At 64.2% G+C, this 14,710-nt stretch carries 12 protein-coding genes and 1 pseudogene; 9 read left to right on the top strand and 4 right to left on the bottom strand.

All coding sequences use genetic code 11. The features are described from left to right. The first annotated feature begins 14 nt into the window (after positions 1 to 14). From ftsA to recN, 5 genes are all read left to right on the top strand, one after another. Positions 15 to 1,349, top strand: coding sequence for a cell division protein FtsA (ftsA, locus tag PE067_RS05230; RefSeq protein ID WP_276188138.1), 1,335 nt, complete (start codon positions 15 to 17; stop codon positions 1,347 to 1,349). A 220-nt stretch (positions 1,350 to 1,569) separates the two neighbouring features. After that, entirely contained in the window at positions 1,570 to 3,231 is a 1,662-nt protein-coding gene (ftsZ, locus tag PE067_RS05225; protein WP_276188137.1) for a cell division protein FtsZ, read from the top strand. Between the two features lie 272 nt (positions 3,232 to 3,503). Continuing rightward, positions 3,504 to 4,433 (top strand): UDP-3-O-acyl-N-acetylglucosamine deacetylase, encoded by a 930-nt coding sequence (gene lpxC / locus PE067_RS05220; protein ID WP_276188136.1) that lies wholly within the window; start codon positions 3,504 to 3,506, stop codon positions 4,431 to 4,433. A gap of 195 nt (positions 4,434 to 4,628) precedes the next feature. After that, positions 4,629 to 5,471: an outer membrane protein assembly factor BamD gene (locus PE067_RS05215; RefSeq protein ID WP_276188135.1), complete on the top strand. Its 843-nt coding sequence runs from the start codon at positions 4,629 to 4,631 to the stop codon at positions 5,469 to 5,471. A gap of 6 nt (positions 5,472 to 5,477) precedes the next feature. Next, the gene (gene recN, locus PE067_RS05210; RefSeq protein ID WP_276188134.1) at positions 5,478 to 7,121 is read left to right on the top strand and encodes a DNA repair protein RecN; all 1,644 of its coding nucleotides are present in this window, start codon (positions 5,478 to 5,480) and stop codon (positions 7,119 to 7,121) included. Positions 7,122 to 7,152: 31 nt separating this feature from the next. Here the strand turns inward: recN and PE067_RS05205 are convergent, their stop codons facing one another. Both PE067_RS05205 and PE067_RS05200 read right to left on the bottom strand, forming a co-directional pair. Then, positions 7,153 to 7,542, bottom strand: coding sequence for a hypothetical protein (locus tag PE067_RS05205; protein WP_276188133.1), 390 nt, complete (start codon positions 7,540 to 7,542; stop codon positions 7,153 to 7,155). A 511-nt stretch (positions 7,543 to 8,053) separates the two neighbouring features. Then, complete coding sequence (locus tag PE067_RS05200) at positions 8,054 to 9,553, bottom strand: CoA-acylating methylmalonate-semialdehyde dehydrogenase (RefSeq protein ID WP_276188132.1); 1,500 nt, start codon at positions 9,551 to 9,553, stop codon at positions 8,054 to 8,056. A gap of 121 nt (positions 9,554 to 9,674) precedes the next feature. Between PE067_RS05200 and PE067_RS05195 the strand changes: the two genes are divergently transcribed. From PE067_RS05195 to PE067_RS05180, 4 genes are all read left to right on the top strand, one after another. Beyond that, on the top strand, positions 9,675 to 10,583 hold the full coding sequence (locus tag PE067_RS05195) for a LysR family transcriptional regulator (protein WP_276188131.1): 909 nt from the start codon (positions 9,675 to 9,677) through the stop codon (positions 10,581 to 10,583). Positions 10,584 to 10,652: 69 nt separating this feature from the next. Further along, on the top strand, positions 10,653 to 11,090 hold the full coding sequence (locus PE067_RS05190) for a CBS domain-containing protein (protein ID WP_276188130.1): 438 nt from the start codon (positions 10,653 to 10,655) through the stop codon (positions 11,088 to 11,090). A gap of 104 nt (positions 11,091 to 11,194) precedes the next feature. Beyond that, complete coding sequence (gene coaD, locus PE067_RS05185; protein ID WP_276188129.1) at positions 11,195 to 11,686, top strand: pantetheine-phosphate adenylyltransferase; 492 nt, start codon at positions 11,195 to 11,197, stop codon at positions 11,684 to 11,686. Positions 11,687 to 11,776: 90 nt separating this feature from the next. Continuing rightward, positions 11,777 to 12,565 (top strand): DUF2189 domain-containing protein, encoded by a 789-nt coding sequence (locus PE067_RS05180; RefSeq protein WP_276188128.1) that lies wholly within the window; start codon positions 11,777 to 11,779, stop codon positions 12,563 to 12,565. 59 nt (positions 12,566 to 12,624) lie between these two features. Here the strand turns inward: PE067_RS05180 and PE067_RS05175 are convergent, their stop codons facing one another. Together PE067_RS05175 and PE067_RS05170 are read right to left on the bottom strand one after the other, a co-directional pair. Then, entirely contained in the window at positions 12,625 to 13,122 is a 498-nt protein-coding gene (locus tag PE067_RS05175) for a polymer-forming cytoskeletal protein (RefSeq protein ID WP_276188127.1), read from the bottom strand. Further along, a pseudogene (locus tag PE067_RS05170) lies at positions 13,112 to 14,415 on the bottom strand (DUF5930 domain-containing protein). Before PE067_RS05170 ends, PE067_RS05175 begins: the two are co-directional and overlap by 11 nt. Positions 14,416 to 14,710 lie beyond the last annotated feature (295 nt).

The following is a 14,710-nucleotide window of genomic DNA, read 5'->3' as shown; positions in this document are numbered from 1 at the left end:
GGTCGGGGGCAGGGATGAGGGATCTCTATTCAGGGCAGCGCGCGATGCGCAACATGCGCCGGCAGGCGATGCAGCGCGGCGTGATTGCCGTTCTGGACATCGGCACGACCAAGATCGCCTGCCTGATCCTGCAATTCGACGGCCCCGGCGTGTTTCGCGAAACCGATGGCGTGGGACCGATGGCGGGGCAGTCGAATTTCCGGGTGATCGGGGCCGCGACGACCCGCTCGCGCGGGGTGCGGTTCGGCGAAATCGAGACGATGGCCGAAACCGAACGCGCCATCCGCACGGTCGTCCAATCCGCTCAAAAGATCGCGGGCGTCCGTGTCGATCACGTCATCGCCTGCCTGTCCGGGGCGCGGCCCGCATCCTACGGGCTGGCCGGCGACATCGCGATCGATGCGGGCAAGGTCAGCGAACAGGATGTGGCCCGCGTGCTGGCGTCTTGCGAGGTGCCCGATTTCGGCCGTGGCCGCGAGGTGCTGCATGCGCAGCCGGTGAATTTCGCGGTGGACAGCCGGTCCGGCCTGCTGGACCCGCGCGAGCATTCGGGCAACCGGCTGGCCTGCGACATGCATGTGCTGACCATCGACGGCGATGCGGCGGGCAATCTGGTCAGTTGCATCCAGCGTTGCGATCTGGAACTGGCGGGGGTCGCCTCGGCCTCCTATGTCAGCGGGCTGGCGTCGCTGGTGGAAGACGAACAGGAACTGGGCGGGGCCTGCATCGATCTGGGCGGCGGGGTGACGGGGGTCTCTGTCTTTATCCGCAAGCACATGATCTTTGCCGATGCGGCGCGGATCGGGGGCGACCTGATCACCATGGATATCGCCAAGGGCCTGCGCACCAGCCATGCCACCGCCGAACGCATCAAGACCCTGCATGGCGGGCTGGAGGCCACCGGCCGCGACGACCGCGAGATGATCGAACTGGGCGGCGATACCGGCGATTGGGAAACCGACCGCCGTTCTGTCAGCCGCGCCGATCTGATCGGCATCATGCGCCCGCGGGTCGAGGAAATTCTGGAACAGGTCCGCGACATCCTGGACGCGGCCGGTTTCGATTACCTGCCAAGCCGCCAGATCGTGCTGACCGGCGGCGGCAGCCAGATCCCCGGCCTTGATGCGCTGGCGGCGCGGATGCTGGGGCAGAACGTGCGGATCGGCAGGCCCCTGCGCATTCAAGGGCTGGCCCATTCGGCGACGGCGCCCGGTTTTGCCTCGGCCATCGGGCTGGCCTTGCTGACCGCCCATCCGCAGGACGAATGGTGGGATTTCGAAATGCCCGCCGAGAAATATCCCGCGCGCAGCCTGCGCCGCGCGTATCGCTGGTTCCGCAACAACTGGTAGTTGCATTTTCCAGCCGGAATGCGGTGTGGCGAAGTTATCCACACCAGATGATGGGGTGTGCGCGATATACCGCCTAAACAGGGGCGTTCCTACGCCAGATTTTGTGGGATAACTGTGTTTTTCGGGTGACGCTTGGCCGTAATATCGGTAGGCTTCAGGCAATACGGGGGATTCGCCCGGGCGATCGCGCGCCCGGCGCAACAGACAAGGGCAACGAGCAATGAACCTCAATCTGATGCTGAACGAAGATCAGGAACTGAAGCCGCGCATCACCGTTTTCGGTGTCGGCGGGGCAGGCGGCAACGCGGTCAACAACATGATCGAAAAGCAGCTGGATGGGGTCGAATTCGTCGTCGCCAACACCGACGCGCAGGCCCTGGCCCAATCGCGTTCGGAAAACCGCGTGCAACTGGGCCCCAAGGTCACCGAAGGTCTGGGCGCGGGCGCGAAACCCTCGATCGGCGCGAAAGCGGCCGAGGAAACCATCGAGGATATCGTCGACCACCTGATGGGCGCGCATATGTGTTTCATCACAGCTGGCATGGGCGGCGGCACCGGCACCGGCGCGGCCCCGATCATCGCTCAGGCCGCGCGCGAAATGGGCATCCTGACCGTCGGCGTCGTGACCAAGCCCTTCCAGTTCGAAGGCAGCAAGCGCATGCGTCAGGCCGATGAGGGCCTTGAGGCGCTGCAAAAGGTCGTCGATACGCTGATCATCATCCCCAACCAGAACCTGTTCCGTCTGGCCAACGAAAAAACCACCTTCACCGAGGCCTTCGCGATGGCCGATGACGTGCTGTATCAGGGCGTCAAGGGCGTCACCGACCTGATGGTCCGCCCCGGCCTGATCAACCTCGACTTTGCCGATGTCCGCGCCGTGATGGACGAAATGGGCAAGGCGATGATGGGCACCGGCGAAGCCTCGGGCGAGAACCGCGCGGTGCAGGCCGCCGAGAAGGCGATTGCCAACCCGCTGCTGGACGAAATCAGCCTGCACGGCGCCAAGGGCGTGCTGATCAACATCACCGGCGGCTACGACCTGACCCTGTTCGAAATGGACGAGGCGGCCGAAAAGATCCGCGAAAAGGTCGATGCCGATGCCAATATCATCGTCGGTTCGACCCTCGACCCCGATCTGGAAGGCGCGGTCCGCGTCTCGGTCGTGGCGACGGGCATCGACGCGGCGATTGCCGCCGGCGCAGAACCGAACCTGCCGCGCCGCGGCATGCGCGAACCGCTGACCCAGACCCCTTCGGTCGCGCAGAAAGCGGCGCCGGTCGTGGATGAGGTGGACAATGTGCCGCCGCGTCGCAACCATTCCGTTGCAAGCACCCCGGCCGCCGGCGAACGTCATGTGCCTTCGGCCCCCGAAGCGGCGGATGACATGCCCAAACCGGCCTATAGCCCCGAAGAACATCGCCGCCCTGCCGCCGATCCACTGATCGCCGATGCCGGCGAATTCACGGCGCCGCAGCCTCGGGCGCGTCCGATGGGCCAGCCCTCGCAGCAGGTGCTGGACCGGCTGAACCGCGCCGTGACCAGCGATCCCGCCGAACAGCAGGCCCGCGCGGCCGCGCAGCGTTCCGCAGGCCTCGGCCAGCAGCAACGCCCCGCCGCCGATCCCCAGCAGGATGCGCAGCGCGGTGCCCTTGGCGGTCGCATGGCCGGTCTGGGCCGCATGATCGAACGCATGGCCGGTGGCCGGGGCGACCAGCCTGCCGCCCCGAAACCCAATGCCGCCTCGATCTCCGAGCGGGTCAGCGAGCGCATGGCCAGCCGTCAGCGCAGCGGTTTCGACAACGGTTTCGAAGATCTTGCCAGCCCCGACAATGGTGAAGATCACGTCGAAATCCCGGCCTTCCTGCGTCGTCAGGCGAACTGACCGCGTTCACAAAATCGAGACATATATGTCATCAAGAGGGTCCCAAGGGGCCCTCTTTTCGTTTGTGATATCAAATCGTTGCCTGCTGCCGCCGAAATCCTGCCGGAATCCTGCGGCGAATGTTACAGACCGACACAATTCGTTAATTGAGCGCGGCGGGGACCGTGCCTAACTGAAATCATGCAGCGATGGACTGATTCCAGATCCGCGCTGCAAGGATGGAATAAGCCGGTCGGATGGGACCGGGACAGAAACGGAAAAGACGGTCTGACATGCAATATACACTTGCACGCAAAGCGCAGTTTCGCGGGGTTGGCCTGCATTCCGGTGCGGCCGTTCGCCTGACGATCCTGCCTGCGCCCGCAGATTTCGGCATTGTCTTTTCGCGCAGTGATCTGGGCGGCGCGCGGATCCCGGCCCTTTGGGATCATGTCACGCCTTCGCAGCTCTGCACGCTTCTGGAAAACGAAGATGGCGCCAGCGTCTCGACCATCGAACATGTCATGGCCGCGCTGGCCGGGCTTGGCGTGAACAACGCGCTGGTCGAGGTGAACGGTCCCGAAGTGCCGATCCTCGATGGATCCTCGGCCCCCTTCGTCAAGGGCATTTTCGAGGCGGGCCTGCGCGCGCAGCCCGATTCCCCCCTGCGCGCCATCCGGGTGCTGAAACCGGTCGAGATCCGTCAGGGAGAGGCCTTTGCCCGCCTGACCCCGGCCGACCATCTGGAAATCCATTTCGACATCGACTTTGCCGATGCCGCGATCGGTCATCAGGAAAAGCGGCTGGACATGGCCAATGGCGCCTTCGTCCGCGAGCTGATGGACAGCCGCACCTTCTGTCGCCTGTCGGATGTCGAAATGATGCAGAAATCCGGGCTGGCCCTTGGCGGCACCTTCCTGAACGCGGTCGTCATCGACGGCGACAAGGTGCTGTCGCCGGGCGGCCTGCGCCACGAGGACGAGGCCGTGCGCCACAAGATGCTGGACGCGATGGGCGATCTGGCGCTGGCGGGCGGGCCGCTGCTGGCACGCTACACCGGCCACCGCGCCGGGCACGCGATGACCAACAAGCTGCTGCGCGCGCTGTTCGCCGATGCCGATGCCTGGGAATGGGTGAGCTGTTCCCCCCGGCTGGAAGACCGGATGCCGGGCGCGGGGATCTTTCACAAGATCGCGCAACCGGGCCAGCTTGCCGTCGCCTGACGGGCGCTTTAGACAGGATTGCGGGCGCGCGGTTGCGCGCCCTTTTCATCTGCGGAAACATCTTTCGGCATGGCCTGGAATTCACGATCTCCTGAATGTTTTGGCATTTTGCGCCCCGGATTTTTCTGTGATAGGACGGCGGGGTTGTGCCCTTGCGGGCATGGCGATTTGAATGGATTCGGACAGGCAGGTTAAGTGATGAGAACAGCGGGTCCCCTCGTGGCTTTGGCGCTTACGCTTGGTCTGCTTACCGGATGCGGCAACCGCGACCGCGTCAACAGCAACGAATCGCTTGAGAATTTCACGGCCGAGGAAATCTACAAGCGCGGCGAATACGAACTGGAAAACAACACGCGCCCCAAGGATGCCGTCCGCTATTTCAGCGAGATCGAGCGCCTGTATCCCTATTCCGAATGGGCCAAGCGCGCGCTGATCATGCAGGCCTACAGCTACCACAAATCGCGCGACTACGAAGAGGCGCGGGGCGCTGCGCAGCGTTTCATCGACACCTATCCGGGTGATGAGGATGCGGCCTATGCGCGCTATCTGCTGGCCCTGTCCTATTACGACCAGATCGACGACATCGGCCGCGATCAGGGCCTGACCTTCCAGGCGCTGCAATCGCTGCGCGAGGTGATCGAGGAATATCCCGACACCGAATATGCCCGTTCGGCGATCCTGAAATTCGATCTGGCCTTTGACCACCTTGCCGCCAAGGAAATGGAAATCGGCCGCTACTATCTGAAGCGCAAGCATTATTCCGCGTCGATCAACCGTTTCCGCGTGGTGGTCGAGGATTATCAGACCACGACCCACACCCCCGAGGCGCTGATGCGTCTGGTCGAGGCCTATCTGGCGCTTGGCCTGAACGACGAGGCGCAAACCGCAGGCGCGATTCTGGGCCATAACTTCCAGTCCTCGCCCTTCTATCAGGACGCCTATCAGCAGTTGCGCGGCCACGGTCTGTCGCCGCAGGCCCGTGGCGACAGCTGGCTGACCCGGATCCACCGCCAGGTCATTCAGGGCAAGTGGCTGTAGACGCGGATGCTTCGGCATCTCGATATCCGCGATGTGCTGCTGATTGATCGCATTCAGCTCGAATTTCATTCGGGGCTGAATGTGCTGACGGGCGAAACCGGCGCGGGGAAATCCATCCTGCTGGATTGTCTGGGCTTTGTGCTGGGCTGGCGCGGTCGCGCCGATCTGGTGCGGCAGGGCGCCACGCAGGCCGAGGTCACGGCGGAATTCGACCTGCCCTCCGACCACCCCGCCCGCACCCTTCTGGCCGAGGCGGGTTTCCCGGTCGAGGATGAATTGATCCTGCGTCGCGTCAACAATTCCGACGGGCGCAAGACCGGCTGGATCAACGACCGCCGCGCCTCGGGCGAGGTCTTGCGGGCGCTGTCGGAAACGCTGGTCGAACTGCATGGCCAGCATGATGATCGCGGGCTGCTGAACCCGCGCGGACATCGTCTGCTGCTGGATGCTTTCGGTGGGCTGGACCTTTCGGACGCGCGCGCCGCATGGGCCGCACGCTGCGCCTCCGCTGCGGCCTTGCACGCCGCCGAAGACCGCTTGCGCGCCGCCGAGGGCGAAGAGGAATTTTTGCGCCACGCTGTCGCCGAACTGGACAAGCTCGACCCCCAACCCGGCGAAGAGGCTGATCTGGACACCCGCCGCCGCGCCATGCAGGGCGCCGAACGTATCCGCAGCGATGTCGCCCGTGCCCTGCAGGCGCTCGGCACCGGCGGCGCCGAAGGCGCGATGCTGGACGCCGTGCGCTGGCTGGAAACCGCCGCCGATCAGGCCGATGGTGCGCTCGAAGCTTCGACCGCCGCGCTGCAACGCGCCCTGATCGAACTGGGCGAGGCATCTTCGGGTATCGAAGCCGCGCTGGATGCCATGGATTTCGACCCCCGCGATCTGGAAACGACCGAAGAACGCCTGTTTGCCCTGCGCGCGCTGGCCCGCAAACATGACGTGCTGCCCGATGATCTGGCGACGCTCGCGGGTGACCTGCGCGACAGGCTGGCCGATCTTGACGCGGGTGAGGGCGAAATCGCCGGGCTTGTGCAATCCCTGTCCGAGGCCGAAGCCCGCTATGACCTTGCCGCCAGCGCCTTGACCGCCCAAAGGGCGGCGGCCGCCAAGCGGCTCGATGCCGCGATGGCGGCCGAGCTTGCCCCGCTCAAGATGGAACGCGCCGTTTTCGAAACCCGCGTGACGGCGGGCGATCCCGGCCCTGAAGGCCGCGACGCGGTGGCCTTCACTGTTGCCACCAACCCCGGCGCACCCGCCGGACCGCTGGACCGCATTGCCTCTGGCGGCGAGTTGTCGCGCTTTCTGCTGGCGCTCAAGGTCTGCCTTGCGCGGGGCAATGATGCGCTGGTGCTGATCTTCGACGAAATCGACCGTGGCGTCGGGGGCGCGACCGCCGATGCCGTCGGGCGCAGGCTGGCGCGGCTTGCCGAACAGGCGCAGGTGCTGGTCGTCACCCATTCACCCCAGGTCGCGGCGCTGGCCAGCCAGCATTTCCGCGTGTCGAAATCGGTGACGGGTCATGTCACGACCTCGACGGTCGAGGCGCTGGACCAGACCGAACGGGTCGATGAAATCGCCCGCATGCTGGCCGGCGAACAGGTCACCCCCGCCGCCAGAGAGGCCGCCCGGTCGTTGCTGGCCCAATAGGTTGAACTGGCCCAATAGGCTGACGACCCGTTCAATCCAGAATCTGGTCGACGTCGCGGATCACCGACAGCAGCTGCATCGTATCCGGGTCGAAACGGATCAACCGGCCATTGACGACACCATAGCTGTTGCCACGCGGCGGATGGCCCATGCCATACAGGCCGGGGCGGGTCACGACATGCAGCTCTTGCGGATCGACACGCGCGCCGATCTTGAACGCCCCCCCAGATTGCGCAGTGCCATTGCCAGTATTCAGGCGCGCCGGATCATCCCCCAGATTTCGCGCCCCCAGACTTCGTGCCGCGCAGCCCGCCCCGCAAGAATCGTCGGCGCCGGCAGCGGGTTTAGAGGGGGAAGGGGCCGCCGATGCCGATTGTGGCTCTGCCGGGCTGCTCGCGGCAGCAACGGGTTCATTGGCCACCGCATGGCGCCCCAGGCTTCCACCCAGGGATAATGCGATACATGTGCAGGCCAGCGCGCTGGCCCTGATTGTTGCTGGAACGCCCGTCATGATCCGATCGTCGTCTTGCCTGTGTGAACCTCTTCGCAGGTTTCAATCGCGAACCGATACCGCCGGCTGACGGTTCCCGGATCATCAGAAATGACCGTCGTCTGTTGCAAAAATCACACGAAACAATGTGCGGCCAAGTGCGACGGCACGGCCCAAAAATCGTCCCTTTGCCATGCTTGTGATCGACAGAGGCGCGCAATCGCCAGGGACGCGCATCGGGCGCCTGGCCGGGCGAAGATGATACGGCCCGCGTCACGGTCTTTGCTGATCGCAAGATCGCCCGTTCCAGCCGCAGGCCCATTTCCTGCGATGGCACCGACAAGGCTGCCGATACCATCTGTTCTTCACCCTTTCATGGGTATTTAGGTGATGAAGAAATCGCTTTCTCTATCATCCAAATACCCATGTCGCGGCTTGGCAATCAGTCCAGCGCCTTGAAGTTGAGGCTGGCGCCATCCTTGATCCCCGAGAACCAGCGCGCCGTGACGGTTTTGGTTTTCGTATAGAAGCGGAGCGCGTCGGGACCGTATTGGTTCAGGTCGCCGAAGGCCGATTTTTTCCAGCCGCCAAAGGAATAATAGCTCAGCGGGACCGGGATCGGGAAGTTCACGCCGACCATGCCGACATTGACACGGCTGGCGAAGTCGCGGGCCGTGTCGCCATCGGCGGTGAAGATCGCGGTGCCGTTGCCATAGTCGTTATCCATGACCAGATCCAGCGCGTCCTGATAGCTGTCGGTGCGGACGGTGGTCAGGACCGGGCCAAAGATTTCCTCTTTGTAGATGTCCATGTCGCGGGTGACGTGGTCGAACAGCGACGGGCCGGTGAAGAAGCCGTTTTCATAGCCCTGGATATTCAGGCCGCGGCCGTCGATCAGCAGTTTCGCGCCCTGTTCGACGCCGGAGGCGATCAGCCCCTCGATCCGGGTTTTCGACGCGGCGGTGATGACCGGGCCGAAATCGACATCGTCGCCGGCGGTATAGGGGCCGACCTTGAGTTTCTCGATCTGCGGGATCAGGCGTTCGATCAGCGCATCGGCGGTTTTCTGGCCGACCGGGACCGCGACCGAAATCGCCATGCAGCGTTCGCCCGCTGCGCCGAAGCCTGCGCCGATCAGCGCATCGGCGGCCTTGTCCAGATCCGCGTCGGGCATGATCAGCATGTGGTTTTTCGCGCCGCCGAAGCATTGGGCGCGTTTGCCGTTGGTCGCGGCGCGGCCATAGATATATTGCGCGATCGGGGTCGATCCGACAAAGCCCACCGCCTGGATCGTCGGGTGGTCGAGCAGCGCATCGACCGCGTCCTTGTCGCCGTTCACGACCTGCAGCACGCCATCGGGCAGGCCCGCCTCTTGCGCGAGTTTCGCCAGCAGCAGCGAGGTCGAGGGCACGCGCTCGGACGGTTTCAGGATCATGGCGTTGCCCGATGCCAGCGCCGGGCCCATTTTCCACAGCGGGATCATCGCCGGGAAGTTGAAGGGCGTGATGCCCGCGACCACGCCAAGCGGCTGGCGCATCGAATAGATGTCGATGCCGGGGCCGGCGTTGTCGGTGAATTCGCCCTTGAGCATGGCGGGGGCGCCCATGCAGACCTCGATCACCTCAAGCCCGCGCTGCACGTCGCCGCGTGCATCGGGCAGGGTCTTGCCATGTTCGCGGCTGACCAGTTCGGCCAGCTTGTCCATATTGTCCTGGATCAACTGGCCAAAGCGCATCATCACGCGGGCGCGGCGCTGCGGGTTGGTTGCGGCCCAACCGATCTGGGCCTTTTCGGCGCTGGCGATGGCCGCATCCAGTTCGGCGGCGCTGGCCAGCGGGACGCGGGCGATGATTTCGCCGGTCGCGGGATTGTAGACATCGCTGAAGCGGCCCGAGCTGCCCTGAACTTCGCGGCCATCAATCCAATGGTAAAGATCTTGCATCGAATCCTCCTGATTGCACCGGCCTGTGCCGGGTGGTCGGGGGCAGCTTAGCCTTGCATCCTTGCCGTAGAAAGACAAATGGTGGCAAAATCGTTTTGCGTTTTTGCAAAGGTTGGTCAGGATGGACTGGGACGATCTGCGGATTTTTCTGGCGGTGGCGCGCAGCGAAAGCCTGTCATCGGCGGGGCGGCGGCTTGGCGTCGATGCCTCGACCGTGGGGCGGCGGGTGGCGCGGCTGGAACTGGCGCTTGGCGCGCAGCTGTTCGTCAAGACGCCGCAGGGTTACGCCCTTGCCGCCGAGGGCGAACGCCTGCTGCCCCATGCCGAAGCCGCCGAAGCCGCGCTGAAAGGCGGGGCCGAGGCATTGACCGGGCAGGGCGAACTGACCGGGCAGTTCCGCATCGGCGCGCCGGATGGTTGCGCGAATTACCTGCTGCCGCAGATCTGCGCCGGGATTTGCGCCGACAATCCGGGGCTGGAAATCCAGATCGTCGCCCAGCCCCGCGTCTTCAACCTGACCCGGCGCGAGGCGGATATGGCGGTGGCCGTGTCGCCGCCGCGGACCGGGCGCCAGACGGTTCAGAAGCTGACCGACTATCATCTGCATCTGGCCGCGCATGAGGACTATCTGCGCGACCATCCCCCGATCCGCGATCTGGCCGATCTGCGCCAGCACCGAATGATTGGCTATATCGCCGATATGATCCATGACCCGGAACTGGATTATCTGACGGAAACCGGGGTCGAGACGGCGGCGCTGACCTCGAATTCCGTTTCGGTGCAGATGCAGGCGATCCGGATGGCGGCGGGGCTGGGGATCGTCCATGATTTCGCGATCCCCTTTGCCCCCGGTGTGCGCCGGATCCTGACCGACAGGATATCGCTGACGCGCAGTTTCTGGCTGATCCGCCATGCCGATGACCGGCAGTCGGCGCGCATGAACCGGCTGGCGGAGGCACTGGCCGGCGGGTTGCGGGCCGAGGTGGCGCGGCTTCAAACCCTGGTCGCAGGGCAGGAGAAACGATCTTGACGCGCCGTCCGCTTGCGGCAACGCTGAATGTCAGGGACGCGCCGTCAGCAACCAAGAAGGAGGGCAAGCATGCTCGTCAACCAGATCCTGTCCATGAAGACCAGTGTCGATATCGTGACGATCCGGCCCGATGCCAGCGTTGCGGATGCGGCACGGCTTCTGGCTGAAAAGCGTATCGGTGCCGTGGTCGTCAGTCAGGACGGATTGACGGCGGAGGGCATCCTGTCCGAGCGCGACATCGTCCGAGCCCTGGGCCGGGGCGGGGCCGAGATCCTGTCCGGGCCGGTGTCGGATCTGATGACCCGCAAATTGTCGACCTGCACCAGCGGAGAAGATGCGCTGACCGTGCTGGAGCGCATGACCGACGGGCGATTCCGCCACCTGCCGGTCGTCGATGAGGACGGCCGGATGATCGGTTTCATCTCGATCGGGGATGCGGTTTCGGCGCGGCTGAAGGAACTTCATGCCGAGCGCGAGGCGTTGACCGGCATGATCATGGGTGTCTGACCGACCACCCGCATGAAAATTCCTGCGGCAACCTGTCGGCCGGGGCTTGCGCCTCGCGATCAAATCCGGTTCCAACCACCTGTGGCGAGCCGAAAGGACATCTGATGCGCATTGGCCTTTATCCTGGCACCTATGACCCGATCACTCTGGGGCATGTCGATATCATCGAACGCGCGATGGCGCTGGTTGACCGGCTGGTCATCGGCGTGGCGATCAACCGTGACAAGCAGCCCCTGTTCAGCCTGGAGGAACGGGTCGAGATGGTGCGTGCGGAATGCGACCAGATCGCCCGGCGAACGGGTGGCGAACTGGTCGTCCATCCGTTTGAAAACCTGCTGATAGACTGCGCCCGCGATGTCGGTGCCACGGTCATCGTGCGCGGGCTGCGTGCCGTCGCCGATTTCGAATATGAATTCCAGATGGTCGGCATGAACCGGGCGCTGGATGCACGGATCGAAACGGTGTTTCTGATGGCGGATGCGCGCAGGCAGGCGATTGCATCGAAACTGGTCAAGGAAATCGCGCGGCTTGGGGGCGATGTGTCGAAATTCGTGACGCCCGCCGTCAACACCGCGCTGCGCGAGAAATACGCCTGATCCCTGCGATTTGATCCCTGCGGCCGCGCCGCCCGCGCGCCGCACCGACGGTTTGCCGCCTTTCTCATTTCAGGAGGCAGGATGTCCTTGATGCAAAACGAACCACCCGGTGCGCTGCCTGATGAGCCGCTGGATCCGGTGATCGTCGATGCGGGGGTGATTCCGCGCGCGCTTGCGGCGGGCTGGCGCGATTTTCGCCGCGCCCTCGCCTTTGGCCTGTTCTTCGCGGGTTTTTATGTCGCGGGCGGCTTGATGCTGGCGGCGGTCGCCTTTCTGTCGGGGCAGGAATGGTGGCTGATGCCCTTTATCCTGGGCTTTCCGCTGCTGGCCCCCTTTGCCGCCGTCGGGCTGTATGAGGTCAGCCGCCGGCTGGAAATGGGCCAGGTGCTGATCTGGCGCGATGTCCTGCGCACCGTCGTCGCGCAAAAGGACCGGCAAGTCCCTTCGATGGCCATGCTGATCATGCTGATGTTCATGTTCTGGGTCTTTGTCGCGCATACCGTCTTTGCGCTGTTCATGGGGCTGTCGGCGCTGACCAATATCACCTCCTCGCCCGAGGTCTTGTTTCAGGGGCGCGGGCTGGTGATGCTGCTGATCGGGACGCTGGTCGGGGCGGGCTTTGCCGCCGTGCTGTTTGCGATCACCGTGGTCGGGCTGCCCATGATCCTTGACCGCGAGGTTGATCTGGTCACGGCGATGATTACCAGCGTCCGGGCGGTGATGCTGAACAAGGGCGTCATGCTGGGCTGGGCCGTCCTGATCGCCGCGCTGATGTTTCTGGCCTTTCTGCCGCTGTTTCTGGGGCTGTTCGTCGTCCTGCCCGTGCTGGGACATGCCAGTTGGCACATGTATCGCGAATTGATGCCCGACGACGAATAGCGCGATGAAAAAGGGCGGCCCGTGGCCGCCCTTTGTTCAGTGTCGGGAATGGTCCCGGATCATTCGTCGCCAGCGGCGCGGGCCGCCGGGGGGGCCAGTTTCGGGGTGATGCCGTTTTGCAGCGGATCTTCCTGACGCTGGACCGAGCCTTCGAAATGGGCGCCGGATTCGATGGCGATGGTCTTGTGGACGATGTCGCCCTCGACCCGGGCCGAGGCGCTCAGCCGGACCTTCAGGCCACGGACGCGGCCGACGACGCGGCCATTGACGACGATTTCGTCCGCGACGATTTCGCCCTTGATGGTTGCGGTTTCGCCGACGATCAGCTGATGGGCACGGATGTCGCCTTCGACGTTACCTTCGATCTGAACGTCGCCTGCCGTCTTGATATTACCGGTGACGGTCAGGTCCGCCGACAGGACAGAGGGGGTCGAACGCGCACGCGGTGCCGACGCGGTCGCCGGGATATCGTAGCTTTGTTCCGGACGCGGAGCTTCCGACTCTGCTGCCGGTTGCTGACGGGGGCCGGGTTCGGTGACACGGGTCTTAGAAAACATTTTGGGCTGCCTTGATGAAGCTCATGGGATCCACTGACTGACCATTCACGCGGATTTCATAGTGAAGATGCGATCCGGTCGATCTGCCGGTATTGCCCATATCACCGATCAGCGCGCCGCGCGATACCTTTTGCCCCACCTTGACGCGAATCCGCGACAGATGACCGTAACGTGTTTCGACGCCCAGCTCGTGACGGATCTTGATGAGGTTGCCGTAGCCGCGCTGCCAGCCGGCAAAGATGACCTCGCCTTCGCCCGGCGCAAAGATCGGCGTGCCGACCGGCGCGGCCAGGTCGATGCCTTCGTGACGGCGGCCCCAACGCTGCCCATAGGGCGAGGTGAAGCGGAAGGCCGATTTCACCGGCATCGCCAGCGGCATCTTGTCGATGGCGATGCGATAGGTGTTGATCCTGTCCAGAGAGATCATGATTTCCTGGGTGCGGGCCTCGTCCTGCGTGATATCGGCATTGCCGCGCGTCGAAACAGAGGCCGTGTTCAGCGGCCCGCCGGTGCCCGAATAACCGCTGCGGATCGAGCGCAGCAACTGGTCGGAATCGACCCCGGCCTTGCGGAACATCGCATCCAGCGGCTCGAACGAAATGCTGACGGCGTTTTCGATTTCGGTGAACAGCGCGTCATTGCGGGCCAGATGCGGTCGCGGTCCTGCGCGATTTCGTCGGTGCGGGCCTGAACGGCGGCCATTTCGCGATTGGCGTCGTCGCGGTCGGTGACGGCCTGTTTCAGCTCATCCGACAGGATATCCAGCGCGACGGAAAATTCCTCGACCCGGTCGGCAGCCTGATGGGCGGCCTCGCTTTCGCCCTGGGGGTCGGCAGCCAGCAGATTGCGCGCGATCACCGCATCATGCAGCGAGGCCTGAACGACGCCGATGCCGGTCTCCAGCTCTCGGTTGCGGCTTTCCGATGCCAGCAGTTGCGTCTGCATCCGCGACACCTGATCCAGCGCGCTGGCGAAACGGTCCTGCGCGGCCAGCGCCTCGGCGGCGCGGGCGTCGCGTTCCGCGGACAGTGCCGCCAGACGGTTTTCGAAAGAGGCCTGCGACCGCGCCACCTGATCGCGCGACGATCCGTCGCTGGCGGCGTCGATGACCAGGATCGAACTGGCGATGATGGTCCAGCCAAAGACGATGGCCGTGCCCCCCATCAGGGCGACCTGGGTCAGCGGGCGCAGCCTCACGAAACGGGCGCTGCTATCCGATTTCAGAAACAGGCGTTGTTCGGGCAGCCAGCGTTCCAAAACCGCATTCAGGTGATGAGTGAGACGCAATGTCACTGTCCAATCCGAAATGGGTCGCAACCTGTTTCCGAAAGCAGGGGCCGGTTGCGTATGGGGATTGGATAAATCCGAGCCGTGCCCTGCTTGCAACAGGCCTGGCCGATCTTTGTCGTGATGTGGCGAAATCTCGCCCAAGCCGTGCCGGAGGGGCCAAGGATCTCGCCCAGAAAGGTCACGCGGAACGGCCTGAAAAACGAAAAATGTGACACTGCTGAAAATGATGCGCGGCCTGCATGACCGATAGCGCCGCGCGCGGCAACTGCGCGTGATTGCCTATCCCCGACGCGGAACG

The sequence above is a fragment of the Paracoccus sp. DMF-8 genome (assembly GCF_029309835.1).
GTDB lineage: Bacteria > Pseudomonadota > Alphaproteobacteria > Rhodobacterales > Rhodobacteraceae > Paracoccus.
Note: the sequence above shows the minus strand (reverse complement) of the source record. Positions and strands in the feature narration are given on the sequence as shown.